We start from the raw sequence: 21,083 nt of genomic DNA, 5'->3' as shown, positions 1-21,083 counted from the left end.
CCACCTGTAATAAAAAAAGGGGCCAAAAGGCCCCTTGAAGATACTCAGTTTTCCAACCGTCTAGGCATTGGCGGCAGCAGCTTCAGGAGCGGCCGCAGCTTCTTCGAGACGGGTCAGTTCAATGATCGCCATGGGGGCATTATCGCCCTTGCGGGGCATGGCCAGCTTCATGATACGGGTATAGCCGCCGGGGACACCGGCAAACTTGGGCCCGATCTCATCAAACAGGCGCTTGACAAGCGCATAGTCACACAGCACGCGGTAAGCCTGACGGCGAGCATGCATGTCGTTACGCTTGGCAAGGGTGATCAGAGGTTCCACCACGCCGCGCAGTTCCTTGGCCTTCATCTCCGTGGTGCGGATACGGCCATGAATAAGAAGCGCCTTGGCGAGATTGTGGAGCAGAGCCTTGCGATGCGACGGCGTGCGCGAAAGTTTTCTGCCGGAGTTGCTATGCCTCATTTTGCTGCTTCCTTTTCCATTCCTGGTATTTCTTCTCGAAACCGTCGACGCGCATACCGAAGTCAAGGCCCATATCGAGCAGCACGCTCTTGATCTCGTCAAGAGATTTGCGCCCGAAGTTCTTGGTCTTGAGCATATCGGACTCGCTGCGCTGCACCAGCTCACCGACAAGAGAGATGTTGGCACTGCGCAGGCAGTTGGTCGCACGCACGGAAAGTTCGAGATCATCAATGTTTTTGAAGAGATGCTCATTCAGCTCACCGCTGTCGGTGCTGCCTGAATGGCAATCGCCGGAAATCCGCTCATCAAAGTTGATGAAAACGGAGATCTGATCCTTGATGATCTTGGCGCTGTAGGCAATGGCATCTTCAGGCGTGAGAGAGCCATCCGTCCAAACTTCAAGGATGAGCCGGTCATAGTTGGTCATCTGACCAACGCGAGCCTGCTCCACCGTATAGGCAACCTTGCGCACCGGCGAAAAACTCGAATCCAACTTGATCAGGCCGATCTCGTCGGCAAGGCCCTCGTGCATGTCGGCAGGGACATAGCCCTTGCCCATACGCACTTCGAGCTCCATCTCAAGCGTGATGTCCTCGGTCAGGGTGGCAATGTGCTGTTCGGGATTCAGCACGGTAACGTGCTGGTTCTCCTGAATGTCGGCGGCTGTCACCGCGCCCTTGCGATCCACCCGGAGCGTGAGGCGCTGCGGTTCGTCGGTATCCATGCGCAGGCGTACCTGCTTGAGGTTGAGCACAAGATCCGTCACATCCTCAAGCACGCCGTGGATGGTCGTGAACTCGTGCTGTACTCCGGAAATCTTCGCAGAGACAAAGGCCGCTCCCTGAAGAGAAGCCAGGAGCACACGACGCATGGCGTTGCCGATGGTAGTGCCGTATCCGCGCTCCAGCGGCTCGCACACGAACTTGCCGTGGGAGCTGCTGGCCGTCTCATCCTCGCGCACGATCTGATCAGGCTTGACCAGTTCGTTCCAGTTACGCGAATTGATGAGGCGTTCGCCCTGTTTGTTAAGCATGGCTCACCCGCCTTATTTCGAGTAAAGTTCGACGATCAGCTGTTCGTTGACCGGGAACTGGATGTCATCACGCTGCGGCAGGGCTTTCACCGTACCCTTGAACGCGGCGCCGTCGGCTTCCAGCCAGCTGGGGCACCCGCGACGCGCCAGCACTTCCTGCGCTTCAGCGATCACGGGGATCTTGCGGTTCTTTTCGGGAACTTCAACCGTATCACCCACGCGGACCTGCAGCGAGGGGATGTTCACCTTGCGGCCGTTCAGCGTGAAGATGCCGTGACGAACGAGTTGGCGGGCCTGGTTGCGGGAATTGGCAAAGCCCATACGGTAGACGACATTGTCAAGACGACGCTCGAGGATGACCAGCAGGTTGGTACCGGTCACGCCCTTCTGCATTTCCGCCTTCTCAAAGTAGCCGCGGAACTGGCGTTCCAGAATGCCGTAGGTACGACGGGTCTTCTGCTTCTCGCGCAGCTGCACCGCGTATTCGCTCACTTTCTTGCGAGCGCGGCCATGCTGACCAGGCGCATAGGGACGACGATCCTGAGCACATTTATCAGTGAAGCAGCGGTCACCCTTGAGGAACAGCTTGCAGCCCTCACGGCGACAGATGCGACATTTGGCTTCGGTATATTTGGCCATGAATCAATCCTCTTGTAGCTGAAGCGTTCCGCAACTAGACGCGACGGCGCTTGGGCGGCCGGCATCCGTTATGCGGGATGGGCGTCACGTCACGAATGAAAGCCACACGGAAACCGACTGCGGCAATGGCGCGCATGGCGGCTTCACGACCGGAACCGGGGCCCTTCACATACACGCCGACGGTGCGCATACCGTTTTCCTGAGCCTTGCGGGCCGCGGTTTCGGCTGCCACCTGAGCGGCGAAGGGCGTGGACTTACGCGACCCCTTGAAGCCGCTCTGGCCGGAAGAAGCCCAGCTCACAGCGTTGCCGCGGGTGTCGGTAAACGTAATGATGGTATTATTGAAAGAAGCCTGGATGTGAGCGATGCCCACAGGAATGTTCTTCTTTTCCCTTTTCTTGACCGCTTTCTTGGGTCTGGCCATGACTACTATCCCTCAATCTCGTTTGCGCGAATCAATGTTACTTTTTCTTGCCCACAGCGCCGCGACGGGGCCCCTTGCGGGTACGGGCGTTGGTGTGGGTACGCTGACCGTGCACGGGCAGACCGCGACGATGACGAAGTCCGCGGTAGCAGCCGATGTCCATGAGACGCTTGATATTGCTGGAAACTTCACGGCGGAGATCGCCTTCCACCTTGTAGTTCTGTTCGAGTTCCTTACGGATCTCGTTCACTTCATCGGCAGAAAGATCGTCGATATTGCGTTCCCAGTTGACACCCGTGGTGTCGAGGATCTTGAGGGCCGTCGTACGGCCGATGCCATAAATATAGGTGAGAGCAATGTCCACCCGTTTGCCGCGCGGCAAATCAACACCTGCAATTCTCGCCACAGTACGTCTCCTGCCTAGCCCTGGCGCTGCTTGTGCCGGGGGTTTTCGCAGATAACTCGAAGAACGCCCTTGCGCCGGATAACTTTGCACTTGGGGCATATTTTCTTGACGGAAGGTCTGACTTTCATAACTCGTCTCCAATTGGCGGCAAGGCCTTGCCTTGCATGCCCGAATTTACTTGCCGCAATCCCGGCCAGAAATCCGGGCCAGTGGGCTGCTCCTCCCCCGGTTGGGGCGGCAGGAACAGAAACCTTTATCCATCTTTCGTTCGACTGTCAACTACCAATGGTCTGCCGGTTGAGTCCGCGATCCGATATGCTCAGGATGCGCGGGCCGTCATGGGTTATGGCGACGCTGTGCTCGAAGTGAGCGGCCCACTTGCCATCCCGCGTCACGGCAGTCCATTTATCTTCCAGAATGTCCACTTCATATGTGCCGATGGTCACCATGGGTTCGATGGCGATCACCATGCCGTTCTGCAGGGTAAGTCCCCGCATCCCGGGCTTGAAGTTGGGCACTTCCGGTTTTTCGTGCATCTTGGCGCCGACCCCGTGGCCGACGAAACGACGCACGACATTGAAACCGGCTGCCTCCACATAGGCCTGAACGGCAGCGCCGATGGCATAGACATCATTGCCTGCCCTGGCCTGCTCGATACCGACGTAGAGACTTTCTTCAGTCACCTGCATGAGACGGTGCGCTTCCGGGCTCACCTGACCTACGGGGAACGTCCGTGCGGCGTCACCCACGAACCCCTCATACACCACACCCATATCCACGCTCACAATATCGCCTTCCTCAAGCAGCCGCGGGGAAGGAAAACCGTGAACAACCTGCTCATTGACGGAACAGCAGGTGGCATAGGGGTAGCCGCAGTAACCGAGAAATGCCGGTTTCACCTTGTAGCTCGCGCACATATCGCGCGCGATCTCTTCAAAGCGCATGGTCGGCACCCCGGGGACCACAGCGTCCCCGATGGCGTCAAGAATATTGGCAACCATGCGGTTCGCCTCCCGAAGGCAGGCGATTTCACGGTCATTCTTGATAAATGCGCCCTGGTATTTTTTCATGTACGTATCCTTGGGCCTAGAGCCTGCCGGTCTTGCGTGCCTTGTTCATGAGTCCCTGATATTGCGTGGAAATCACGTGCGACTCGATCTGATTCATGAAGTCCATCGCCACACCCACAAGGATGAGCAGGCTCGTGCCGCCGAAATAGAACGGCACGTTGAACCAGCTGTACATGAGCATGGGCAGAACCGATACGATGGAAATGTACACGCCGCCCGAAAGGGTGAGGCGGGACAGGACCGTATCGATGTACTCCTGCGTCTTCTCGCCGGGACGAATGCCGGGGATGAAGCCGCCGTTCTTCTTGAGGTTCTCGGCCATGTCCTTGGGATCGAAGATGATGGCCGTGTAGAAGTAGCAGAAGAAGAAGATCAGGGCCACATAGATGACATTGTACATTATCGTATGCGGCGCAAAGAAGTCAGCGACACGCTTGACGTATTCATTGGTGGCAAACTGACCGACCGTAGCCGGGAACAGGAGCAGGGACGAGGCGAAGATGGGCGGGATCACCCCGGCCGTGTTCAAACGCAACGGCAAGTGTGTGTTCTGTCCGCCGAACATCTTGCGCCCGATCTGGCGCTTGGCATAGCTCACCGGTATGCGCCGCTGCGCACGCTCGATGAAGACGATGGCCGTCAGCACGACCGCCATGAGCAGCAGGACGGAAACCGCCACGAAAATGGACATGCTTCCCGAACTGATCAGCTCGACGGACTGCATGATGCCGCGAGGGATGCCCACGACGATACCGCAGAAGATGATGAGCGAGATACCGTTGCCGATGCCGCGTTCCGTGATCTGTTCGCCAAACCACATCACCAGCATGGAGCCGGTCGTGAAGGTCACCATCGTCATCATGCGGAACTGCCAGCCCGGATCCAACACGATGGACGCGCCGGACGGGCTGCGCATGGCCTCAAGCCCCACGGAAATGCCCAAACCCTGCACGAGGGTGATGAGTACCGTGAGGTAGCGGGTATATTGCGTGATCTTTCGCCGTCCGGCCTGGCCTTCCTCCTTGGCCATACGCTTGATGTCAGGGCTGACCACCTGCAGGAGCTGCATGATGATCGACGCCGAGATGTACGGCATGACGCCAAGGGCAAAGACCGACACGTTGGACAGCGCACCGCCCGAAAACATGTCGAACATGCCGAAAAGCGTGCCCTGCATACTGTCGATGTAGGCCTTGAGGGCTTCGGTGTTCACGCCCGGCACCGGCACGTGAACGCCGATGCGGTAGCAACACAGAAGCAGGAACGTCCAGCCAAGACGTTTGACGAGCGAACGCTGCCCGTCCATGTTGTTCACGGTTCCAGATGCCATGCAATACTCGTTCTTTTTGCTCCCGGAGTGTGAATGCGCCCGCCATTGCCCTCTCCGGGCAATGGCGCGGCGCGTACTCGCGGTCGGACGTGTTTACTTAGTTATTCGCGGAAGCCGCTTCCAGTTCGATCACTTCGCCGCCGGCGTTGCGGATCTTTTCCGCGGCAGCCTGGCTGAACTTGTGCGCCTGCACCTTGACGGCCACGCTGACTTCGCCGCGGGAGAGCACCTTCACAGGAGCACCCATGCGGGCGAGGCCGCGAGCGTAGATGTCGTCAAGCGTGATCGCGCCCCTGCCGGCAAAGGCTTCCAGCAGACGGTCAAGATTGACGACGTCGTAGGTCACCTTGAACAGGAAGTTCTTGAAGCCGTGCTTGGGCAGACGGCGCTGCAAGGGCATCTGACCGCCTTCGAAGCCGGGACGCACACCGCCGCCGGCGCGGGCATTCTGGCCCTTGTGGCCCTTGCCCGAGGTGCAGCCAAGGCCGGAACCGGCGCCACGGCCCACACGACGGCGGGTTTTGCGCTCTTCCGGGAAGGGAAAGAGATTGTGCAACTGCATGATCTATACTCCTCCGGTTCCGTGACTACTCGACCACGGCTACCAGGTGCGAAACTTTGGCAATGATGCCCCGGATGGCCGGGGTGTCCTGGAACGTCCTGACCTTTTCGCGACGCTTGAGGCCAAGGGAGTCCAACAGCTTGCGCTGCGCAGGGGTGCTGCCGATGCGCGAACGCACGAGTTTGACCTTGATTTCCGCCATGACTACTTCCTCGGGGCTTCCAGCTTCTTGCCGCGCAGCTCGGAGACTTCGTCAGCGCTCCGCAGGGAGACGAGGCCCTGCATGGTCGCACGCAGCACGTTGTGGGGATTGTTGGTGCCGATGGCCTTGGCGAGCACGTCGCGCACGCCCACGGCTTCCATGACGGCGCGCACGGCACCGCCGGCAATGATGCCCGTACCTTCGGAAGCCGGCTTGAGCATGACGCGACCAGCGCCGAAGCGGCCCAGCACTTCGTACGGCAGAGTGCCGTCCACCAGCGGGATCTGCACGCGGCTCTTGCGAGCGCGTTCAGTGGCCTTGCGCAGGGCCTCAGGCACTTCCTGCGCCTTGCCCAGGCCAAAGCCCACGCCGCCCTTGCCGTCACCGACGACCACAAGCGCGCTGAAGCTGAAACGGCGACCGCCCTTGACGACCTTGGCCACGCGATTCAGGGCGACGATCTTTTCGATTTCGCCCAGTTCGTTCATCGGGGTTTCGGTATTTTCACGCATATTAGAACTCCAGGCCGCCTTCGCGCGCGCCGTCTGCCACGGCTTTCACGCGGCCGTGGTAAAGGTAACCGTTGCGATCGAACACCACCTGGCTGATATTCTTTTCCTTGGCCAGACGGGCGATTTCCTTGCCGACCTTGGTGGCGCCTTCAAGATTGCAGTGCACGCCGGCTTCGGTCTTGGCAAGCTGCAGGGTGGAGGCGGAAACAAGGGTCGCGCCTTCGATGTCGTTCACGATCTGCGCATAGATGTGCATGTTGGAACGATACACCACGAGACGCGGACGTTCAGGCGTACCGTTGACCTTCTTGCGGATGCGGATCTTGCGGCGCTGACGGGATTCATTCTTGGAAAGTTTCATGTGCGCCCCCTACCTACTTCTTGCCGCCCGACTTGCCGACCTTGCGGCGAATCGTCTCGGTGGTATACTTGATGCCCTTGCCCTTGTAAGGTTCAGGCTTGCGGATACGGCGGATCTTGGCGGCCATTTCGCCCACGAGTTCCTTATTGACGCCGGTGAGCGTAAGGACCTGACCTTCCGCGCTGGCCTTGATGCCTTCGGGCAGCTCAATGATTACGGGGTGGGAATAGCCCACGGAGAGCTCGACCATATTTCCCTTGACGGCAACGCGGTAACCCACGCCGACGACTTCCAGGGACTTGGAAAAACCCTTGGTCACGCCCTCGATGCAGTTGGCCAGCAGCGTGCGGCGCAGCCCGTGCTGCGCACGGCACTGACGGGTCTCTTCACGGCGGGTGATGACCACATGCCCGTCGGCCAGTTCATAGTTGAGCAGGCTGCAGATAGGCGTGCTGATGGTGCCCTTGGGTCCCTTCACTTCCACAACGTCCGTGCCGATCTTGACTTCAACGCCGGAAGGCACGGCAATAGGCTGTTTTCCAATACGAGACATGGTGCACCGCCTACCAGATTTCACACAGAAGTTCGCCGCCCACCTTCTTTTCGTGAGCGGTCATGCCGTCCAGCACGCCGCTGGACGTGGACAGAATGCAAATGCCGAGGCCGTTCTGCACCTTGGGGATGTGATGGGCGCCCACGTACACACGACGGCCGGGGGTGCTCACACGCTTGAGGCCGGAAATGGCGGCCTTGCCCTTGAGGTACTTCAGGGTGATGGTGATGTTCCGCTCATCCATGGCCACGTCTTCGACGTAACCTTCCCGCTTGAGGATGTCGGCCAGAGCCACTTTCATCTTCGAGCGCGGCACATTCACTTCCTTGTGCAGGGCCAAATGTGCGTTGCGGATACGGGTCAGCATATCCGCAATAGGATCTGTCATCATCGATAGCTCCTAACTACATGTTTTATCGTCGGGGTTACCGGCCCTATACCGGCACTTCCCGACGTGAATCTGTAGTCTTTACCCCAGGAATGCAGAAAAGGCAAGTCCTGAGCGCCGGGGCCAGCACAGCAAAAAGGGGACGGACCGGAGTCCGTCCCCTTGTCGTCGATACGGGCGAGAGACTTACCAGCTCGACTTGCGAACGCCGGGAAGCTCGCCACGAAGGGCCATGTTGCGGAAGCAGATACGGCAGATGCCGAACTGGCGCATGAAGGCGCGCGGACGACCGCAGATGGGGCAGCGATTGTAGGCGCGAGAGCTGAACTTGGCCTTGCGCCGAGCTTTGACTTCAAGAGAGGTGCGCGACATAGCTTACTCCTACTTGCGGAAGGGCATACCCAGCTGATCAAGAAGGAACTTGCCTTCCTTGTCGGTGCTGGCGGTGGTCACGATGGTGATGTTCATGCCCTTGGGATTTTCCACACGGTCCACTTCCAGTTCGGGGAAGATGGTGTGTTCCTTGATGCCGAGGGTGAAGTTGCCGCGACCGTCGAAGCCGCGATCCGGGATGCCGCGGAAGTCGCGCACGCGGGGCAGGGCAAAGTTCATCAACTTGTCCAGGAAGTCCCACATGCGATCCTTGCGCAGGGTGACGCGAGCACCGATGGGCATACCTTCGCGCAGCTTGAAGGAAGCGATGGACTTCTTGGCACGGGTCACCACGGCCTTCTGACCGGCGATGGCGCTCAGTTCGGCCACAGCTTCTTCCATCAGCTTGTTGTTCTGGCTGGCGGCGCCCAGACCGATATTCAGAGAGATCTTCTGGATCCCGGGCAGTTGCATGGGGGAGCTGTAATTGAACTCCTTCTGCAGTACCGGAATCACCTTCTCCCGATAAATCTTTTCAAGGCGGGTCATCGTATCACCTTATTCCATGACTTCGTTGCACTCTTTGCAGAAGCGCACTTTCTTGGTTTTGCCCTCGGACTCAATGTACTTGTAGCCCACGCGGGTAGGCTTGGCGCACGCCGAGCAGACCACCATCACATTGGAAACGTGGATGGGCATTTCCTTTTCCACGATGCCGCCGGGCTGCTGCGCGTAGGGGTTGGGGCGCATATGGCGCTTGACCATGTTCACCTTCTCCACCAGCACGCGATCCTTCTTGCGCAGGATCTTCAGCACCTTGCCGACCTTGCCCTTGTCCTTGCCGGTGATGACCATCACCTTGTCGTCCTTGCGGATGCGATACGCTTTCATAGTCATCTCCTACAGCACTTCCGGAGCAAGGGAAATGATCTTCATGAAGTTGGCGGCACGCAGCTCACGGGCCACGGGTCCGAAGATACGGGTACCCACGGGCTCGCCCTGGTTGGAGAGCAGCACGGCGGCGTTGCCGTCAAACTTGATGTAGCTGCCATCCATGCGGCGCACTTCCTTGGCGGTACGCACGATGACGGCCTTCATCACGTCACCTTTCTTGACCTTGCTGTGGGGCATGGCTTCCTTCACGGACACAACGATGATGTCGCCCACGGAAGCGTAACGACGGTGCGAACCGCCGAGCACCTTGATGCAGGCCACCTTTTTGGCGCCGGAATTATCGGCAACCTGAAGCGTAGATTCTACCTGGATCATGGCGATTACCCTTACACAGCCTTTTCAATGATGGAGACCAGATGCCAGCGCTTGTTGCGCGACATGGGACGGAACTCCACGATCTTGACCTTGTCACCCATACCGCATTCGTTCATGGGGTCATGAGCCGTGAACTTTTTGCGGCGCCTCACATACTTCTTGAGCAGAGGATGCTTCACCAGCGTCTCAACGCGCACGACAATGGTCTTGTCGTTCTTGTCGCTGACCACGATGCCGGTAAGCGTTCTGCCCTTGCGATCTTCCAGAGCTTGCATGGTTCAGCCCTCTAGTCCTTTTCGTTCAGTACGGTGGAAATGCGCGCCACCAGTCGGCGGGCAGCCTTGAGCTCGGAGGTCTTCTCAAGCTGCGCGGTGGCGTGCTTGAAACGAGCCGTCATCAGGGCTTCGCGCTCTTCGGCCAGCTTGGAACGCAGTTCCTCGGCGCTCAGCTTGCGCAGATCGGCAGCCTTGAGCACAGTGGCCTTCTTTTCGGTCTTCTTGGCAGCCATTACAGCCCCTCCCTCACCACGATGATGGTCTTCACGGGCAGTTTGTGGGCGGCGCGGGTCAGAGCCTCGCGGGCCAGCTCAAGGCTGACGCCCTTGATTTCATAGAGGACGCGGCCGGGCTTGACCGGCGCGCACCAGCCCACCGGGGCACCCTTACCGGAACCCTGACGGGTTTCCAGAGGCTTGGCGGTCACAGGACGGTCGGGGAAAACGCGGATCCACACTTTGCCGCCACGCTTGATGTGACGCATCATGGCAATACGGGCGGCTTCGATCTGCTGGCTGGAGAGCTGGCCGTGCTGCACGGCCTTGAGGCCGATATCGCCAAAGGCAATGGTGGCGCCACGGGTGGCGAGGCCGCGCAGACGGCCCTTCTGCCATTTACGGAATTTTACTTTCTTGGGCGCGAGCATTACTGATCAACCTCTTTGTCAAGGATTTCACCCTTGTAGATCCAGACCTTGACGCCAATGATGCCATAGGTGGTGCGCGCTTCGGCAAAGCCGTAGTCGATGTCGGCGCGCAGGGTCTGCAAGGGCACGCGGCCATCACGGTACCATTCGGTACGGGCGATTTCCGCACCGGCAAGACGGCCGGCGCAGGTCACCTTGATGCCTTCGCCGCCGAATTTGCGGGCCATGGTCACCGTGCGCTTCATGGCGCGACGGAAGGCCACGCGGCGCTCCAGCTGCTGGGCGATATTTTCGGCCACCAGCTGGGCTTCGATCTCGGGACGGCGGATTTCATTCACTTCCAGCGAGAATTCGCGACCGAACTTCTGGCGCAGGTCATTGCGCAGCTTTTCGATTTCCACGCCCTTGCGGCCGATGACGATGCCGGGACGAGCGGTGGAAAGAATCAGGCGCACCTTGCCGCCGGCGCGTTCGATCTCGATCTTCGCCAGGCCCGCATGGTAAAGGAGCTTCTTGACGAAGGCGCGAATCTTGCTGTCCTCGTAGACAAAGGCAGGGTATTCCTTCTTGCTGAACCAGCGGGACTGCCAGTTCTTGTTATACCCAAGCCGGAAGCCAAACGGATGTACTTTCTGACCCATAGCCTATTCCTGCCCTTCTGCGAGTATGACGGTAACGTGACTGGTACGCTTGTGAATCTTGGTGGCGCGGCCCTGAGCGCGGGGCATGAAGCGCTTCCAGGTCGGGCCTTCGTTCACGATGACTTCCTTGACCACCATGGCGTCCACATTCACGCCGCCGAGCTGGGAGGCATTGGCCAGCGCGCTTTTCAGCACGTTGAGCAGCACACCAGCGGGCTTGTTGGGGGTGAAGCGCAGGATGTTGAGCGCCTCTTCCACACCGCGGCCCTGCACGTTCTTGGCCACAAGACGGGTCTTGCGGGGCGACACCCGCTGGAACTTTGCGATAGCTTTCGATTCCATATCCCTACCCTACTTCTTGCCGGCCTTGGCCTTTTTGTCGGCAGCATGACCATGGAAGGTACGGGTGGGCGAGAATTCGCCCAGCTTATGGCCCACCATGTTTTCGGTCACGAACACCGGCACAAACTTCTTGCCATTGTGCACCGCAAAGGTCAGCCCCACCATTTCGGGCAGGATGGTCGAGCGGCGCGACCAGGTCTTGACGACGCGGCGGTCATTGTTGGCCACGGCGGTTTCGACCTTCTTCATCAGATGGCCGTCAACGAACGGCCCTTTTTTCAGCGATCTGGGCATGTGCTACTCCTACTTCTGGCCGCGGCGCTTGATGATAAGACGCGAGGACGCCTTGTTGCGGTCGCGGGTCTTGAAGCCCTTGGCAGGCATACCCCAGGGCGACACGGGGTGACGACCACCGGAGCTGCGGCCTTCGCCACCGCCCAGGGGATGGTCGATGGGGTTCATGGCCACGCCGCGAACCTTGGGACGGCGACCGAGCCAGCGATTGCGGCCGGCCTTGCCCAGCGAGATGTTCTCGTGCTGGATATTGCCCACCTGGCCCACGGTCGCCACGCAGGCGGCGAGCACCTTGCGCACTTCACCGGAGGGCAGACGCAGCAAGGCGTACTTGCCTTCCTTGGCGATGAGCTGGGCGTAGGTACCGGCGGCGCGGCAGAGCTGGCCGCCCTTGCCGGGGTAGAGTTCCACATTGTGGATGACCGTACCCACGGGGATGCGGGCCATCTGCATGGCGTTGCCGGGCTTGATGTCCGCGCCTTCGCCGGAGATGACCACATCGCCCTGGTTCAGACCCACGGGGGCGATGATGTAGCGCTTCTCGCCGTCGGCATAGTGCAGCAGGGCGATGCGGGCAGTACGGTTGGGGTCGTACTCGATGTGCGCCACCTTGGCCTGGATGCCCAGCTTGTTGCGCTTGAAGTCGATGATACGATACAGGCGCTTGACGCCGCCGCCGCGACGGCGGCTGGTCACGCGGCCACTATTGTTACGGCCGGCCTTCTTGGTCAGGCCGACAGTCAGCGACTTCTCCGGAGTGGAGCGGGTGATTTCCTCAAAATCGGAAACCGTCTGGAAACGGCGCCCCGCGGAGGTCGGTTTCAGCTTGCGGACAGCCATGGTTACACTCCCTCGAAGAACTCGATTTTATCGCCCTGACGCAGGGTCACGTAGGCTTTCTTGTAGCCGGGCTTGCGACCGACCACGCGGCCCTGGCGCTCACGATCGGAGGGCGCCTTGCGAACCACGTTGACGGATTCCACTTTCACATTGAACGCCTTTTCCACAGCCTGCTGGATCTCCAGCTTGTTGGCCTTGGGATGGACGTAAAAAGCCACCTGATTGGACGCTTCCTTGAGCAGGGTCGTCTTTTCGGTCAGCAGGGGCTTGATAAGAACCTGAGTATATTCCATGACTACGCCCCTTTCTTCTCGAAGCGGGCCTGCACGGGGCTGACGGCGCCTTCCAGCAGCACGAGCTGCTTGTGGCGGAGCACTTCCAGCACGCTCAGGCGGTCGGGAGTGGTCAGCGTGAGGCCGGGGATGTTGCGGGCCGAACGGGTCAGCGCCTCGTTGTCCTCGGGGGTCACGATGAGCGCCTTGGTCAGGCCCAGGGTGTCAGCCACCTTGGCAAAGTGCTTGGTCTTGGCTTCGGGCAGTTCGATGGCCTTGACAACCATGAGGTTCTCGGCAGCCAGACGGCTGGAGAGCGCCATCTTCAGCGCCAGAGCACGGACCTTGCTGTTCACCTTGAAGCTGTAGTCGCGGGGCTGAGGGCCGAACACGATGGCCCCGCCGCGCCAGATGGGCGAACGGTTGGAGCCGGAACGGGCACGACCGGTGCCCTTCTGCTTCCAGGGCTTGTTGCCGCCGCCGGAAACGAAGGCGCGGGTCTTGGTCTGATGCGTACCGGCGCGCTTGGCGGCCATCTGGGCGCGCACCACGAGATTGAGGATCTCGGGGCGGGCCTCCACTTCAAACACTTCGGGAGCCAGCGTCACTTCGCCGGCTTTCACCTTGTTCTGGTCAAAAACTGTAATGGTAGCCATGCTGCTTCTCCTACTGCTTGCGGATCAGCACCAGCCCGTTCTTGGGGCCGGGCACGGAACCTTTGACCAGAATGACGTTATCCTCGGGACGCACGTCAACAATCATAAGGCCCATTTCCGTCACGGTTTCATTGCCCCAGTGGCCGGCCATCTTACGGCCCTTGAACACGTGGCCGGGGAAGGTGTTGTTACCGATGGAGCCGTTGTTGCGGTGCACCTTTTCGCAGCCGTGCGTGTCCTTGGAACCGGCAAAGTTCCAGCGGCGCATCCGGCCCTGATAGCCCTTACCGAGGCTCGTGCCGGTCACTTTCACCTTGTCGCCGGCGGCGAACATCTCAACGGTGAGCTGCTGCCCGGCTTCCATTTCCGGGGCGCCTTCGAGACGGATCTCGCGCAGGTGCCGGTACAGGCCGGTGCCGGCCTTGGCAAAATGGCCGCGCATGGCCTTGCCCACGTGCTTTTCCTTGGCTTCGGTCAGCGCGATCTGCAACGCGTTGTAGCCGTCCTTTTCCACCGTTTTCACCTGGGTGACGGGGCAGGGGCCAGCCTGTATCACGGTAACGGGCACAGCGGCGCCGTCACCGGCGAAAATACGGGTCATGCCAAGCTTGCGACCCAAAATTCCCATTTTCTCAGCCATGACTGCCTCTCACTAGAGCTTGATTTCCACGTCCACGCCGGCGGGCAGAGAAAGCTTGCCAAGGGCGTCGACGGTCTGCTGCGTGGGTTCAAGAATATCCATAAGCCGTTTGTGGATGCGCATTTCAAACTGCTCGCGGGACTTCTTGTCCACATGCACGGAACGCTGGATGGTATATTTATGGATGTTGGTGGGCAGGGGGATGGGTCCCGCCACACCGGCACCGGTATTGCGCGCCGTGTCCACGATTTCCGCAACAGCCTTGTCCAGGATGCGGAAGTCGTAGGCCTTGAGCTTGATCCGAATGCGATCGCTGCCAACTGTCGTCATGTTGCCTACTCCGTTTGAAAAAACATCCCGCGCCGGTTGGGTGCAACGCAGGTTCCTTCACAACTTACAACGAGCCATACCCATGGCCCGATGGGCCGCCTACCCGGCGGACGTCGTAGGGCTTTCAACGAGGGAGATGCGCTTGATCAGCGCTCATCACAGGACCGGTTTCCCGGAATTCGGAGGAGTGAGGACGCATGAGCGTGCCGCATCATCCGTGTGATGCTCCCCGGCGTCGCCCATGCCTGCCGCTCCAGGAAGGAGCAGCGAGGAGGTCCCGCAGGGTCACCAAATGGGGGTATCCCCCCTTACCTTTACAGCCCCGGGTCGCTGCACGCGGCAGCGGGATCCGTCATCGGGCTGGAACGGCTCGACATTGTCCGGCATCTGGTAACGCCTGCACATGTCAAAGTCTCCCCTTGCGGGGAAATACAGCAGGACAGACTCGATCTGCCCTTCCCTGCCGTCCAGGGATTTGCCCCGTATGTGGGGCAGGGGTCTTAAATAGCCTTATCACCGAAAAAGGTCAAGCCTTTTCTCCGTTCATTTCGACCGAAAGCGCCCGGCCTGCCTATCCCTTGCCGGTCAGCTCCCGCCAGTAGGCCGACGCCGCGCCGGCGGCCTCCCTTACCCCGCGCGCGACATACAGGCGGCAGAGCTGCTGCCACAAGCGCTGCCGGAGCGGAAACACGGTCTCTTCCGGCACGCCCCGGCGGCAAAGCTCGTCGATCTGCTGCCACAGCTGCCGCAGGGCCTGCATCTCGGGGCAATGGCCCAGACGGATGGGCGAGCCGGCGGAAGCGCCCTCTTCCGGCAGGGACTGGGACGGATAGTCCCAGCCTGCCTGAGCGGCCCATGCCGCGCCGACCTCCAGCCAGCGCAGCGCCGCCGTGTCCCTGGCGGCAGGCAGGCGGCTGCCCGCATAGAAGATGTCCAGCGTACGGAAACCACCCGGCACAGGCGTGGCCAGACCGCGCGCGATCTTGGCCTCGAAATCCTGCTGCGACTTGTAATAGTAGTGATTGATCCGCAGATGACGGGCCGTGGGATAGGAACAAGGTCCGGGCACGGGAAAGCCGTCCTCATTGACCGCGAAGGCTCCTTCCCGGTAGGCGAAGTGATGCGGGGACAGCGGCCGGGCAGCCAATTCGGGCCGGACGATGCTCTTGACGTGGCTGTCCAGCCCCAGCGCCTCGTCGTAGTTGGCCAGCGTGCCGCCCGGCGGCCGCCGCAGATGCCCGCCGCTGCCCATCATCATCCAGTGCAGGACGACGCCGCCGAAGCGTTCGTAGGGACGGAGCAGACGGCTCAGGGCCTGACCGGAAGCATCGGGCACGATCCCGGCCAGCGGCACGAGGAATTCGTCGATATCAAGGAAGGCCAGCCAGAACACCCGGCCGCGCCAGAGCCTGAGGGCGTGGAAATAGGCGGACAGCTGCGGCGCGTCCCGCAACGGGATATCCGTCACGCTGACCACGCCCCGCGCCACGAGGGGCGCAAGGACCTCCCGCAACGGTTCGCGGCTGCCGTTGTCATAAAGGGCCACATGCGAGAAGCCGAGCCCCAGATGGTAACAGACCCACTCCCGCACATCGGCCGCCGCTTCATCCCGGGCGATGCCGCAGAGACAGGCCGTCCTAAGCGTCACGCGAACGCCCGCCCACCGGCTCGCTTTCTCCGAGCAAGGCCCGGGCGTAATCTTCGCCATTGAAGGGGCGCAGATCTTCCAGCTTCTCGCCCAGGCCCACATAGGAGATGGGCAGATGCTCCTGCATGGCCACAGCGATGGCCACGCCGCCCTTGGCGGTACCGTCCAGCTTGGTGAGGATGAGTTCGTCCACGCCCGCCGCTTCCTTGAAGAGCTTGGCTTGAGAAAGGGCGTTCTGTCCGGTGGTGGCGTCGATGACCAGCACCGTGCGGTGCGGCGCACCGGCGTGCTTCTTGCCGATGACCTGCCGGATCTTGGTCAGCTCTTCCATGAGGTTGACCTTGGTCTGCAGGCGTCCCGCCGTATCCACGAACAGGATGTCCACATTTTCCTTCAGCGCGCGGTCCATGGCCTCGTAGGCCACCGAGGCCGGATCCGAGCCCGCGGCCCGGGAGTGGAAGAGCGCACCCACGCGCTCGGCCCAGACCTGGAGCTGTTCGATGGCCGCCGCGCGGAAGGTGTCCGCCGCCGCGATCATGACCGTCTTGCCCTGCATACGGGCACGATGGGCCAGCTTGGCGATGGTGGTGGTCTTGCCCACGCCGTTGACCCCGATGAACAGGACGACCTCAGGCGGATTGATGGCCGTGATGCGACGCGGGGCCTGGAAGATCTCCGCCAGCTCGCTCATGAGCAGGCCGCGCACGTCTCCGGCGCTGGTCACGCCCTCCTTGCGGGCACGTTCGCGCAGGCGTTCCACCAGTTCCAGAGCGGGTTCATAGCCCAGGTCGGCCATGATGAAGAGCTCTTCCAGCTCTTCCCAGAAAGCGTCATCCAGCTCACCATGCGAGGCGAACAGCGCATTGAGGCCACGGGAGAACTGTTCCCGCGTCCGGCTCAGGCCCTGACTGATCTTGAGGAAAAGACGGCTGCGCTCGTCCTCTTCATCCTCCATGTCCAGCGCCAGCGCCAGCCGGTATTGCAGTTCGGAGCGAAAATCAGCCACATAACGATAGTCCATGCGCCGCGCCCACTGGCGGAAATCCTCCACGAAGGAGGACGCTTCCGCTGCGGGCGTTTCCAGCGCCGAGAGCAGGAACGTCAGCCGCTGCCACAGCAGATCGTCGGCCGTCTCCACACCGTCCAGCACGATATCCAGCCAGACGGAAAGGCGCGGCTCGGCCTGACGCAGACGCAGAGTGAGGGCCTGCATCCCTTCACCGTCAGCGGCGACGGCAGCCGGAGCGGCATCGGCGGATGGCGGGACGGACGCTTCGGGAGCGGGTCCCCCGGCTTGTGCGACGGCCGGAGAGGCGGCAGAGCCCTCCGGCTGGGGGCGTTCCTCCCGCGCTGCGTCCGCTCCGGAGGAGACCGTGCCGGACGACGTCTCCGGCGCGGCAGCGACGTCGGGCGTCTCCGTTTCCGGAGCGGCGCCGCCGCCGAACAACTTCTTCACAGCAGAGAAGAAACCCATACGCAGCCTCACTTTACATTTTGCGGCGCGGCCAGCGCCGTCAGCACCTCACGCAAGGCCACGGAACAATTCTCCACGGCCGTGGCGTGCGTTTCACACTGGGGATCATTGAGCGCCGTCTGCATGGCGCGGGCCGTTTCCGACAGACGTTCCGCCCCCAGACAGGGAGCGGCCTTTTCCAGCGTCTGTCCCAGACGGCAAAGCCCGGCCAGTTCGTTCTCTTCATACAGACGGGTCAGCACCCTCGGGCCACGCTCGAACGTCTGACGGAACAACCCGGCCGTGACGCGCCAGCTTTCGGGATGGGTACGCTGATAGTTCCGCCCCAGTTCGGCGCTGATGACCACCGGACCTTCTTCCACCGGCTGCGCGGGGTCGCTGCCGCTCTCGCCCTTCGGGGCCGCCTCGTCATCGACCGGGCTCAGGCCCAGTCTGATGGAAGACGTACGGGGGACGGCGGCAACACTCTCCTCCGCCGGAGCGGATTCATTCCCGCGCAGCTGTTGCCAGCAGGCAGAGGCCCAGCGCCGGGCATGGGCCAGATCCCCCCAATACCAGTAGAGGGCCAACAGAGCTGCCGTCAGATAGACCAGCCAGAGCCCTCCCTGCCAAAGTTCCCGGTCGCGCCCGGCCCGGATCTCGGCCGCCGCTTCGCGACGGGAAAGGTAGACCTCCACCTTGCCGATGAACTGCCCTTCCATGCTGAGCTGGCTCATGCCCTGTACCGCGTGCTCAGTGATCTCGTCGTCCCACGGCACAGGCTCCCACTGATAATTGCGGCGCATCCCGTCAAAAAATCCCTGTCGCGTCTGCACCATGATACCGTAAATGCGCGTATCTTCCATGATGCTCATGATCACCGTGCGCACGCCCAGTTCGTCCATCTCCCAGGCCGGCTGACTCAGCAACCCCGCCACCTGCGCGGCCGCCCGCCCGGCCTCGCTGATCAGGCGGCTTTCCACATCCCGCCGCACAGCGGACACGCCCCAGACGACCTGCAGCACCAGCAACAGGACACCCAGCCCCCAGATGCCGAGGGCCGCCAGACGACGCCATTTCCTTCGTTCACTCATAATGAAGCTCTTGAATCGTCATTGCGCCGCAGGAGCCGCCGCCCCAATCGACATATATCCCTGTCGCGCACAAGCAGCAGTGCCGGAGGCCAGATCAGCAGGCCCGCAGCCACGGAAAGTCCCAGACGCCCCCAGGAAGGCAACGCTCCCGCCAGCAGACTCGTCGCCCCCGCGGCCAGTCCCACCAGCGCGGCGACACCGACCTGCGAACAACAAAACCGCAACGCCCACCGACGGGCGTCACCGGATGCGGCGGCATCGCGCCCCATCCGCCACAAAAGCCCCGTCTGCACCCAGAGGGCAAGGCTCGCCGCAGCAGCAGCGCCCGCCCCACGCACGGGCGCATCCAGCCCACGGATCAGGAGAAGGCCCGCGACGAGCGTCAACAGAGGCGTCAGCAGCCCGGTCAGGGCCGCCTGCCGTCGGCGTCCGGCGGCATGACAGCTTGCCAGCAGACAGCGGCTCACGGCACAGGCCGGCAAACAGGGCACATAGGCGAGAACGGCCAGCGCCGTCAATCGTACCGCATTTGCGTCAAAAGCGCCATGCCCCAGCAGACAGTCCACCAGCGGCCCCGATACCGCCGCAAGACCGGTCGCCGCGGGCAGGGAAAGGCGTATGGCCCAGCGCAGGGAGGCGTCCCGCAGCAAGGCAAAATCCCGCCAGCGGTCCGCGCGGGCCAGGCGGGTCAGGTGCGGCAGGGCGGCCATGCCCAGACAGGCCCCCACCAGTCCGATGGGCAGTTCCAGCAAGCGTTCGGCATAATAGAGGGCGGCCATATTGCCCTCACCGGCCAGCGAAGCGGGCCACATGGCCGCCAGCATGGCCAGTTGCGGCGCCGACGCCGCCAGCGCCCCGGCCGGGAGCTGGATCAGGAGCCGCCAGGCCTCGCGCGACGGCAGGGATGAACGGGCGATCGTGCGCCCCGCGCGACGGCGGGGACGGCGCAACAGACGCGCCACGGCCACCTGTTGCAGCAGCCACTGGGCACAGCCGCCGCAGCTCATGCCCAGCGCCAGCGCAAAGGCCGTCCGCGTCGCATCCGCCCCGCAACCGACAGCCAGCACGGCCGCCGTCAGGACACAGATATTGAAGAGGACAGGCGAGAGCGCCGGGACGAGGAAACGTTCGCGGGCATGGAGCACCGCCATGCACAACGCGGCCATGCCCGCCGCCGGGACATAGGGCAGGCAGGCCCGCAAGAGCTGACCGGCAAACTCCGCCGACGCCGCGTCCAGCCCCGGCGCGAGCAGCCGCATGAAAGGCGCCGCCAGGACGGCCGCAGCAGCGCACGCCGCGAGCAGCACCGCCCCCAGACGCCAGGCCAGCGCCCGGACGGCCGCGGCCGTCTCTTCCGCATCGCCGCGTCCGGCGAAACGAGCGGTCAGGCTCATGGAAAGGGAGCCCTCTGCCAGCATCCGGCGCAAGATGTGCGGCAGCCGCATGGCCGCCGTCAGAGCATCCGCCACGGGCCCTGCCCCCAGCAGCCATGCCGTGGCCGCATCCCGTGCCAGCCCCAGCAGGCGAGACAGCACGGTACAGCCGCCCAGGGCAGCGGCGGCGGACAAGATGCCGCCCGCGCTCCGTCCGGACTGGCTCCGCATCTTTTCCGGGCGCGGCTTCACTCTTCCCCCCGCCACGGACGGAAGGGGGCGTACGCCCGCCATCGCGTCGTCAGCCGTTCGTTCCGCCGCACCGGCATCATGCCTCCTCATCCACGCGCATTCCCCGCTCCGTGAAGGCCGCGGCTACGGCCGGTGCGGGTCGGGTTCTGTCTTCCAGTCGCGTACCAGCTCACGCACGCTCGCGGCTCGCGGCTCGGGCAGCTGCTTGAAATGCTCGGCAAAAACATGGATCCGGGTCGCTCCGCGCGGCGCGAACAAGCCCTTGACGCGGATCCAGCAGGGCGCCAGCAGACTGTTCAGATCGTCCAGCACCGTATTGGTGATGGTCTCCATGAACGACTGATGGTTACGGAACGCGAACATATAGAGTTTGAAGCTCTTGGACTCCACGCACAGCTCGTCGGGGATGTATTCCACGCTGATGGTGCCCATGTCCGGCTGCCCGGTCACGGGACAGAGGGACGTGAACTCCGGGAAACTGATGCTGATGACATAGGGCCTGTGCGGGAAACGATTGGGGAAGGCTTCCAGCAGGGACACGCTCGGCCCGCCCTGCGGCGTGGGCAGCTTGCCCGTGCCGAGGGCATGGAGATGGGCCGTCTGGTCCTGACTGTGGGTCGGTTGTTGCGACATGGTGGCTCCTTGCGGAAAGATTTCGGGACAGCCCCGCGGCCAGACTTGTAACGTAATGTGCTTGCCGCTACAATAGTTCCTCCCGGAGCGGATGCCGCACGCACGTGACGG

34 protein-coding genes are annotated in these 21,083 nt (G+C 61.9%); all 34 read right to left on the bottom strand.

Annotation, left to right across the window (positions count from 1 at the left end):
• Positions 1 to 60 precede the first annotated feature (60 nt).
• The 34 genes from rplQ to queF all read right to left on the bottom strand — a co-directional run bounded on the left by rplQ (position 61) and on the right by queF (position 20,972).
• Positions 61 to 462, bottom strand: a complete 402-nt coding sequence (gene rplQ, locus Q0K00_RS03455) for a 50S ribosomal protein L17 (RefSeq protein WP_297227383.1) — start codon at positions 460 to 462, stop codon at positions 61 to 63.
• Entirely contained in the window at positions 452 to 1,495 is a 1,044-nt protein-coding gene (locus Q0K00_RS03450) for a DNA-directed RNA polymerase subunit alpha (protein WP_297227382.1), read from the bottom strand. Before Q0K00_RS03450 ends, rplQ begins: the two co-directional genes overlap by 11 nt.
• A 12-nt stretch (positions 1,496 to 1,507) precedes the next feature.
• Positions 1,508 to 2,134: a 30S ribosomal protein S4 gene (rpsD, locus tag Q0K00_RS03445; protein WP_297227380.1), complete on the bottom strand. Its 627-nt coding sequence runs from the start codon at positions 2,132 to 2,134 to the stop codon at positions 1,508 to 1,510.
• 34 nt (positions 2,135 to 2,168) lie between these two features.
• Positions 2,169 to 2,558, bottom strand: coding sequence for a 30S ribosomal protein S11 (rpsK, locus tag Q0K00_RS03440; protein WP_296304666.1), 390 nt, complete (start codon positions 2,556 to 2,558; stop codon positions 2,169 to 2,171).
• Between the two features lie 37 nt (positions 2,559 to 2,595).
• Positions 2,596 to 2,964, bottom strand: a complete 369-nt coding sequence (rpsM, locus tag Q0K00_RS03435; protein WP_297227379.1) for a 30S ribosomal protein S13 — start codon at positions 2,962 to 2,964, stop codon at positions 2,596 to 2,598.
• Between the two features lie 14 nt (positions 2,965 to 2,978).
• Positions 2,979 to 3,092, bottom strand: coding sequence for a 50S ribosomal protein L36 (gene rpmJ, locus Q0K00_RS03430; RefSeq protein ID WP_005027799.1), 114 nt, complete (start codon positions 3,090 to 3,092; stop codon positions 2,979 to 2,981).
• Positions 3,093 to 3,239: 147 nt separating this feature from the next.
• Positions 3,240 to 4,034: a type I methionyl aminopeptidase gene (gene map / locus Q0K00_RS03425; protein WP_297227378.1), complete on the bottom strand. Its 795-nt coding sequence runs from the start codon at positions 4,032 to 4,034 to the stop codon at positions 3,240 to 3,242.
• A 16-nt stretch (positions 4,035 to 4,050) separates the two neighbouring features.
• Entirely contained in the window at positions 4,051 to 5,364 is a 1,314-nt protein-coding gene (secY, locus tag Q0K00_RS03420; RefSeq protein ID WP_297227377.1) for a preprotein translocase subunit SecY, read from the bottom strand.
• 97 nt (positions 5,365 to 5,461) lie between these two features.
• Positions 5,462 to 5,926, bottom strand: a complete 465-nt coding sequence (rplO, locus tag Q0K00_RS03415; protein WP_297227376.1) for a 50S ribosomal protein L15 — start codon at positions 5,924 to 5,926, stop codon at positions 5,462 to 5,464.
• 25 nt (positions 5,927 to 5,951) lie between these two features.
• Positions 5,952 to 6,128 carry a 50S ribosomal protein L30 gene (gene rpmD / locus Q0K00_RS03410; RefSeq protein ID WP_297227374.1) on the bottom strand — a complete coding sequence of 59 codons (177 nt, stop codon included), beginning with the start codon at positions 6,126 to 6,128 and terminating at the stop codon, positions 5,952 to 5,954.
• Between the two features lie 2 nt (positions 6,129 to 6,130).
• Positions 6,131 to 6,616, bottom strand: a complete 486-nt coding sequence (rpsE, locus tag Q0K00_RS03405; RefSeq protein ID WP_297227394.1) for a 30S ribosomal protein S5 — start codon at positions 6,614 to 6,616, stop codon at positions 6,131 to 6,133.
• 25 nt (positions 6,617 to 6,641) lie between these two features.
• Entirely contained in the window at positions 6,642 to 7,001 is a 360-nt protein-coding gene (gene rplR, locus Q0K00_RS03400) for a 50S ribosomal protein L18 (RefSeq protein WP_297227371.1), read from the bottom strand.
• 13 nt (positions 7,002 to 7,014) lie between these two features.
• Complete coding sequence (gene rplF, locus Q0K00_RS03395; protein ID WP_297227369.1) at positions 7,015 to 7,554, bottom strand: 50S ribosomal protein L6; 540 nt, start codon at positions 7,552 to 7,554, stop codon at positions 7,015 to 7,017.
• 10 nt (positions 7,555 to 7,564) lie between these two features.
• Positions 7,565 to 7,945 (bottom strand): 30S ribosomal protein S8, encoded by a 381-nt coding sequence (rpsH, locus tag Q0K00_RS03390; protein ID WP_296304674.1) that lies wholly within the window; start codon positions 7,943 to 7,945, stop codon positions 7,565 to 7,567.
• Positions 7,946 to 8,128: 183 nt separating this feature from the next.
• Positions 8,129 to 8,314, bottom strand: a complete 186-nt coding sequence (locus Q0K00_RS03385; protein ID WP_297227368.1) for a type Z 30S ribosomal protein S14 — start codon at positions 8,312 to 8,314, stop codon at positions 8,129 to 8,131.
• A 9-nt stretch (positions 8,315 to 8,323) separates the two neighbouring features.
• On the bottom strand, positions 8,324 to 8,863 hold the full coding sequence (gene rplE, locus Q0K00_RS03380) for a 50S ribosomal protein L5 (protein WP_297227366.1): 540 nt from the start codon (positions 8,861 to 8,863) through the stop codon (positions 8,324 to 8,326).
• A gap of 9 nt (positions 8,864 to 8,872) precedes the next feature.
• On the bottom strand, positions 8,873 to 9,205 hold the full coding sequence (rplX, locus tag Q0K00_RS03375; RefSeq protein ID WP_297227364.1) for a 50S ribosomal protein L24: 333 nt from the start codon (positions 9,203 to 9,205) through the stop codon (positions 8,873 to 8,875).
• Positions 9,206 to 9,214: 9 nt separating this feature from the next.
• Positions 9,215 to 9,583: a 50S ribosomal protein L14 gene (gene rplN, locus Q0K00_RS03370; RefSeq protein WP_006008423.1), complete on the bottom strand. Its 369-nt coding sequence runs from the start codon at positions 9,581 to 9,583 to the stop codon at positions 9,215 to 9,217.
• 11 nt (positions 9,584 to 9,594) lie between these two features.
• A complete protein-coding gene (gene rpsQ / locus Q0K00_RS03365) occupies positions 9,595 to 9,858 on the bottom strand; it encodes a 30S ribosomal protein S17 (RefSeq protein ID WP_296304678.1) in 264 nt (87 codons plus the stop codon).
• An 11-nt stretch (positions 9,859 to 9,869) separates the two neighbouring features.
• Positions 9,870 to 10,091 (bottom strand): 50S ribosomal protein L29, encoded by a 222-nt coding sequence (gene rpmC / locus Q0K00_RS03360; protein ID WP_297227362.1) that lies wholly within the window; start codon positions 10,089 to 10,091, stop codon positions 9,870 to 9,872.
• Positions 10,091 to 10,504 (bottom strand): 50S ribosomal protein L16, encoded by a 414-nt coding sequence (rplP, locus tag Q0K00_RS03355; RefSeq protein ID WP_297227361.1) that lies wholly within the window; start codon positions 10,502 to 10,504, stop codon positions 10,091 to 10,093. The genes rpmC and rplP overlap by 1 nt, the downstream gene beginning before the upstream one ends.
• Positions 10,504 to 11,145: a 30S ribosomal protein S3 gene (rpsC, locus tag Q0K00_RS03350; protein WP_297227360.1), complete on the bottom strand. Its 642-nt coding sequence runs from the start codon at positions 11,143 to 11,145 to the stop codon at positions 10,504 to 10,506. Before rpsC ends, rplP begins: the two co-directional genes overlap by 1 nt.
• Positions 11,146 to 11,148: 3 nt before the next feature.
• A complete protein-coding gene (gene rplV / locus Q0K00_RS03345) occupies positions 11,149 to 11,487 on the bottom strand; it encodes a 50S ribosomal protein L22 (RefSeq protein ID WP_296304682.1) in 339 nt (112 codons plus the stop codon).
• Between the two features lie 9 nt (positions 11,488 to 11,496).
• The gene (rpsS, locus tag Q0K00_RS03340) at positions 11,497 to 11,781 is read right to left on the bottom strand and encodes a 30S ribosomal protein S19 (protein WP_297227358.1); all 285 of its coding nucleotides are present in this window, start codon (positions 11,779 to 11,781) and stop codon (positions 11,497 to 11,499) included.
• A gap of 9 nt (positions 11,782 to 11,790) precedes the next feature.
• Positions 11,791 to 12,621 (bottom strand): 50S ribosomal protein L2, encoded by an 831-nt coding sequence (gene rplB, locus Q0K00_RS03335; RefSeq protein ID WP_297227356.1) that lies wholly within the window; start codon positions 12,619 to 12,621, stop codon positions 11,791 to 11,793.
• Positions 12,622 to 12,623: 2 nt separating this feature from the next.
• A complete protein-coding gene (gene rplW / locus Q0K00_RS03330; protein ID WP_297227355.1) occupies positions 12,624 to 12,914 on the bottom strand; it encodes a 50S ribosomal protein L23 in 291 nt (96 codons plus the stop codon).
• Between the two features lie 2 nt (positions 12,915 to 12,916).
• Positions 12,917 to 13,549, bottom strand: a complete 633-nt coding sequence (gene rplD, locus Q0K00_RS03325) for a 50S ribosomal protein L4 (RefSeq protein WP_297227354.1) — start codon at positions 13,547 to 13,549, stop codon at positions 12,917 to 12,919.
• 10 nt (positions 13,550 to 13,559) lie between these two features.
• The gene (rplC, locus tag Q0K00_RS03320) at positions 13,560 to 14,189 is read right to left on the bottom strand and encodes a 50S ribosomal protein L3 (RefSeq protein WP_297227353.1); all 630 of its coding nucleotides are present in this window, start codon (positions 14,187 to 14,189) and stop codon (positions 13,560 to 13,562) included.
• A gap of 12 nt (positions 14,190 to 14,201) precedes the next feature.
• Entirely contained in the window at positions 14,202 to 14,519 is a 318-nt protein-coding gene (rpsJ, locus tag Q0K00_RS03315) for a 30S ribosomal protein S10 (RefSeq protein WP_296304688.1), read from the bottom strand.
• Between the two features lie 571 nt (positions 14,520 to 15,090).
• A complete protein-coding gene (locus Q0K00_RS03310) occupies positions 15,091 to 16,167 on the bottom strand; it encodes a glycosyltransferase family 92 protein (protein WP_297227352.1) in 1,077 nt (358 codons plus the stop codon).
• Positions 16,157 to 17,641 carry a signal recognition particle-docking protein FtsY gene (ftsY, locus tag Q0K00_RS03305; protein ID WP_297227351.1) on the bottom strand — a complete coding sequence of 495 codons (1,485 nt, stop codon included), beginning with the start codon at positions 17,639 to 17,641 and terminating at the stop codon, positions 16,157 to 16,159. Before ftsY ends, Q0K00_RS03310 begins: the two co-directional genes overlap by 11 nt.
• Positions 17,642 to 17,649: 8 nt before the next feature.
• Entirely contained in the window at positions 17,650 to 18,714 is a 1,065-nt protein-coding gene (locus Q0K00_RS03300) for a hypothetical protein (protein WP_297227349.1), read from the bottom strand.
• Positions 18,711 to 20,339, bottom strand: a complete 1,629-nt coding sequence (gene murJ / locus Q0K00_RS03295; protein ID WP_297227348.1) for a murein biosynthesis integral membrane protein MurJ — start codon at positions 20,337 to 20,339, stop codon at positions 18,711 to 18,713. The genes Q0K00_RS03300 and murJ overlap by 4 nt, the downstream gene beginning before the upstream one ends.
• A gap of 123 nt (positions 20,340 to 20,462) precedes the next feature.
• Complete coding sequence (queF, locus tag Q0K00_RS03290) at positions 20,463 to 20,972, bottom strand: preQ(1) synthase (protein WP_297227346.1); 510 nt, start codon at positions 20,970 to 20,972, stop codon at positions 20,463 to 20,465.
• Between the last annotated feature and the right edge of the window lie 111 nt (positions 20,973 to 21,083).

Origin of the sequence: uncultured Desulfovibrio sp. (assembly GCF_944327235.1) — a bacterium.
Lineage (GTDB): Bacteria > Desulfobacterota > Desulfovibrionia > Desulfovibrionales > Desulfovibrionaceae > Desulfovibrio.
Note: the sequence above shows the minus strand (reverse complement) of the source record. Positions and strands in the feature narration are given on the sequence as shown.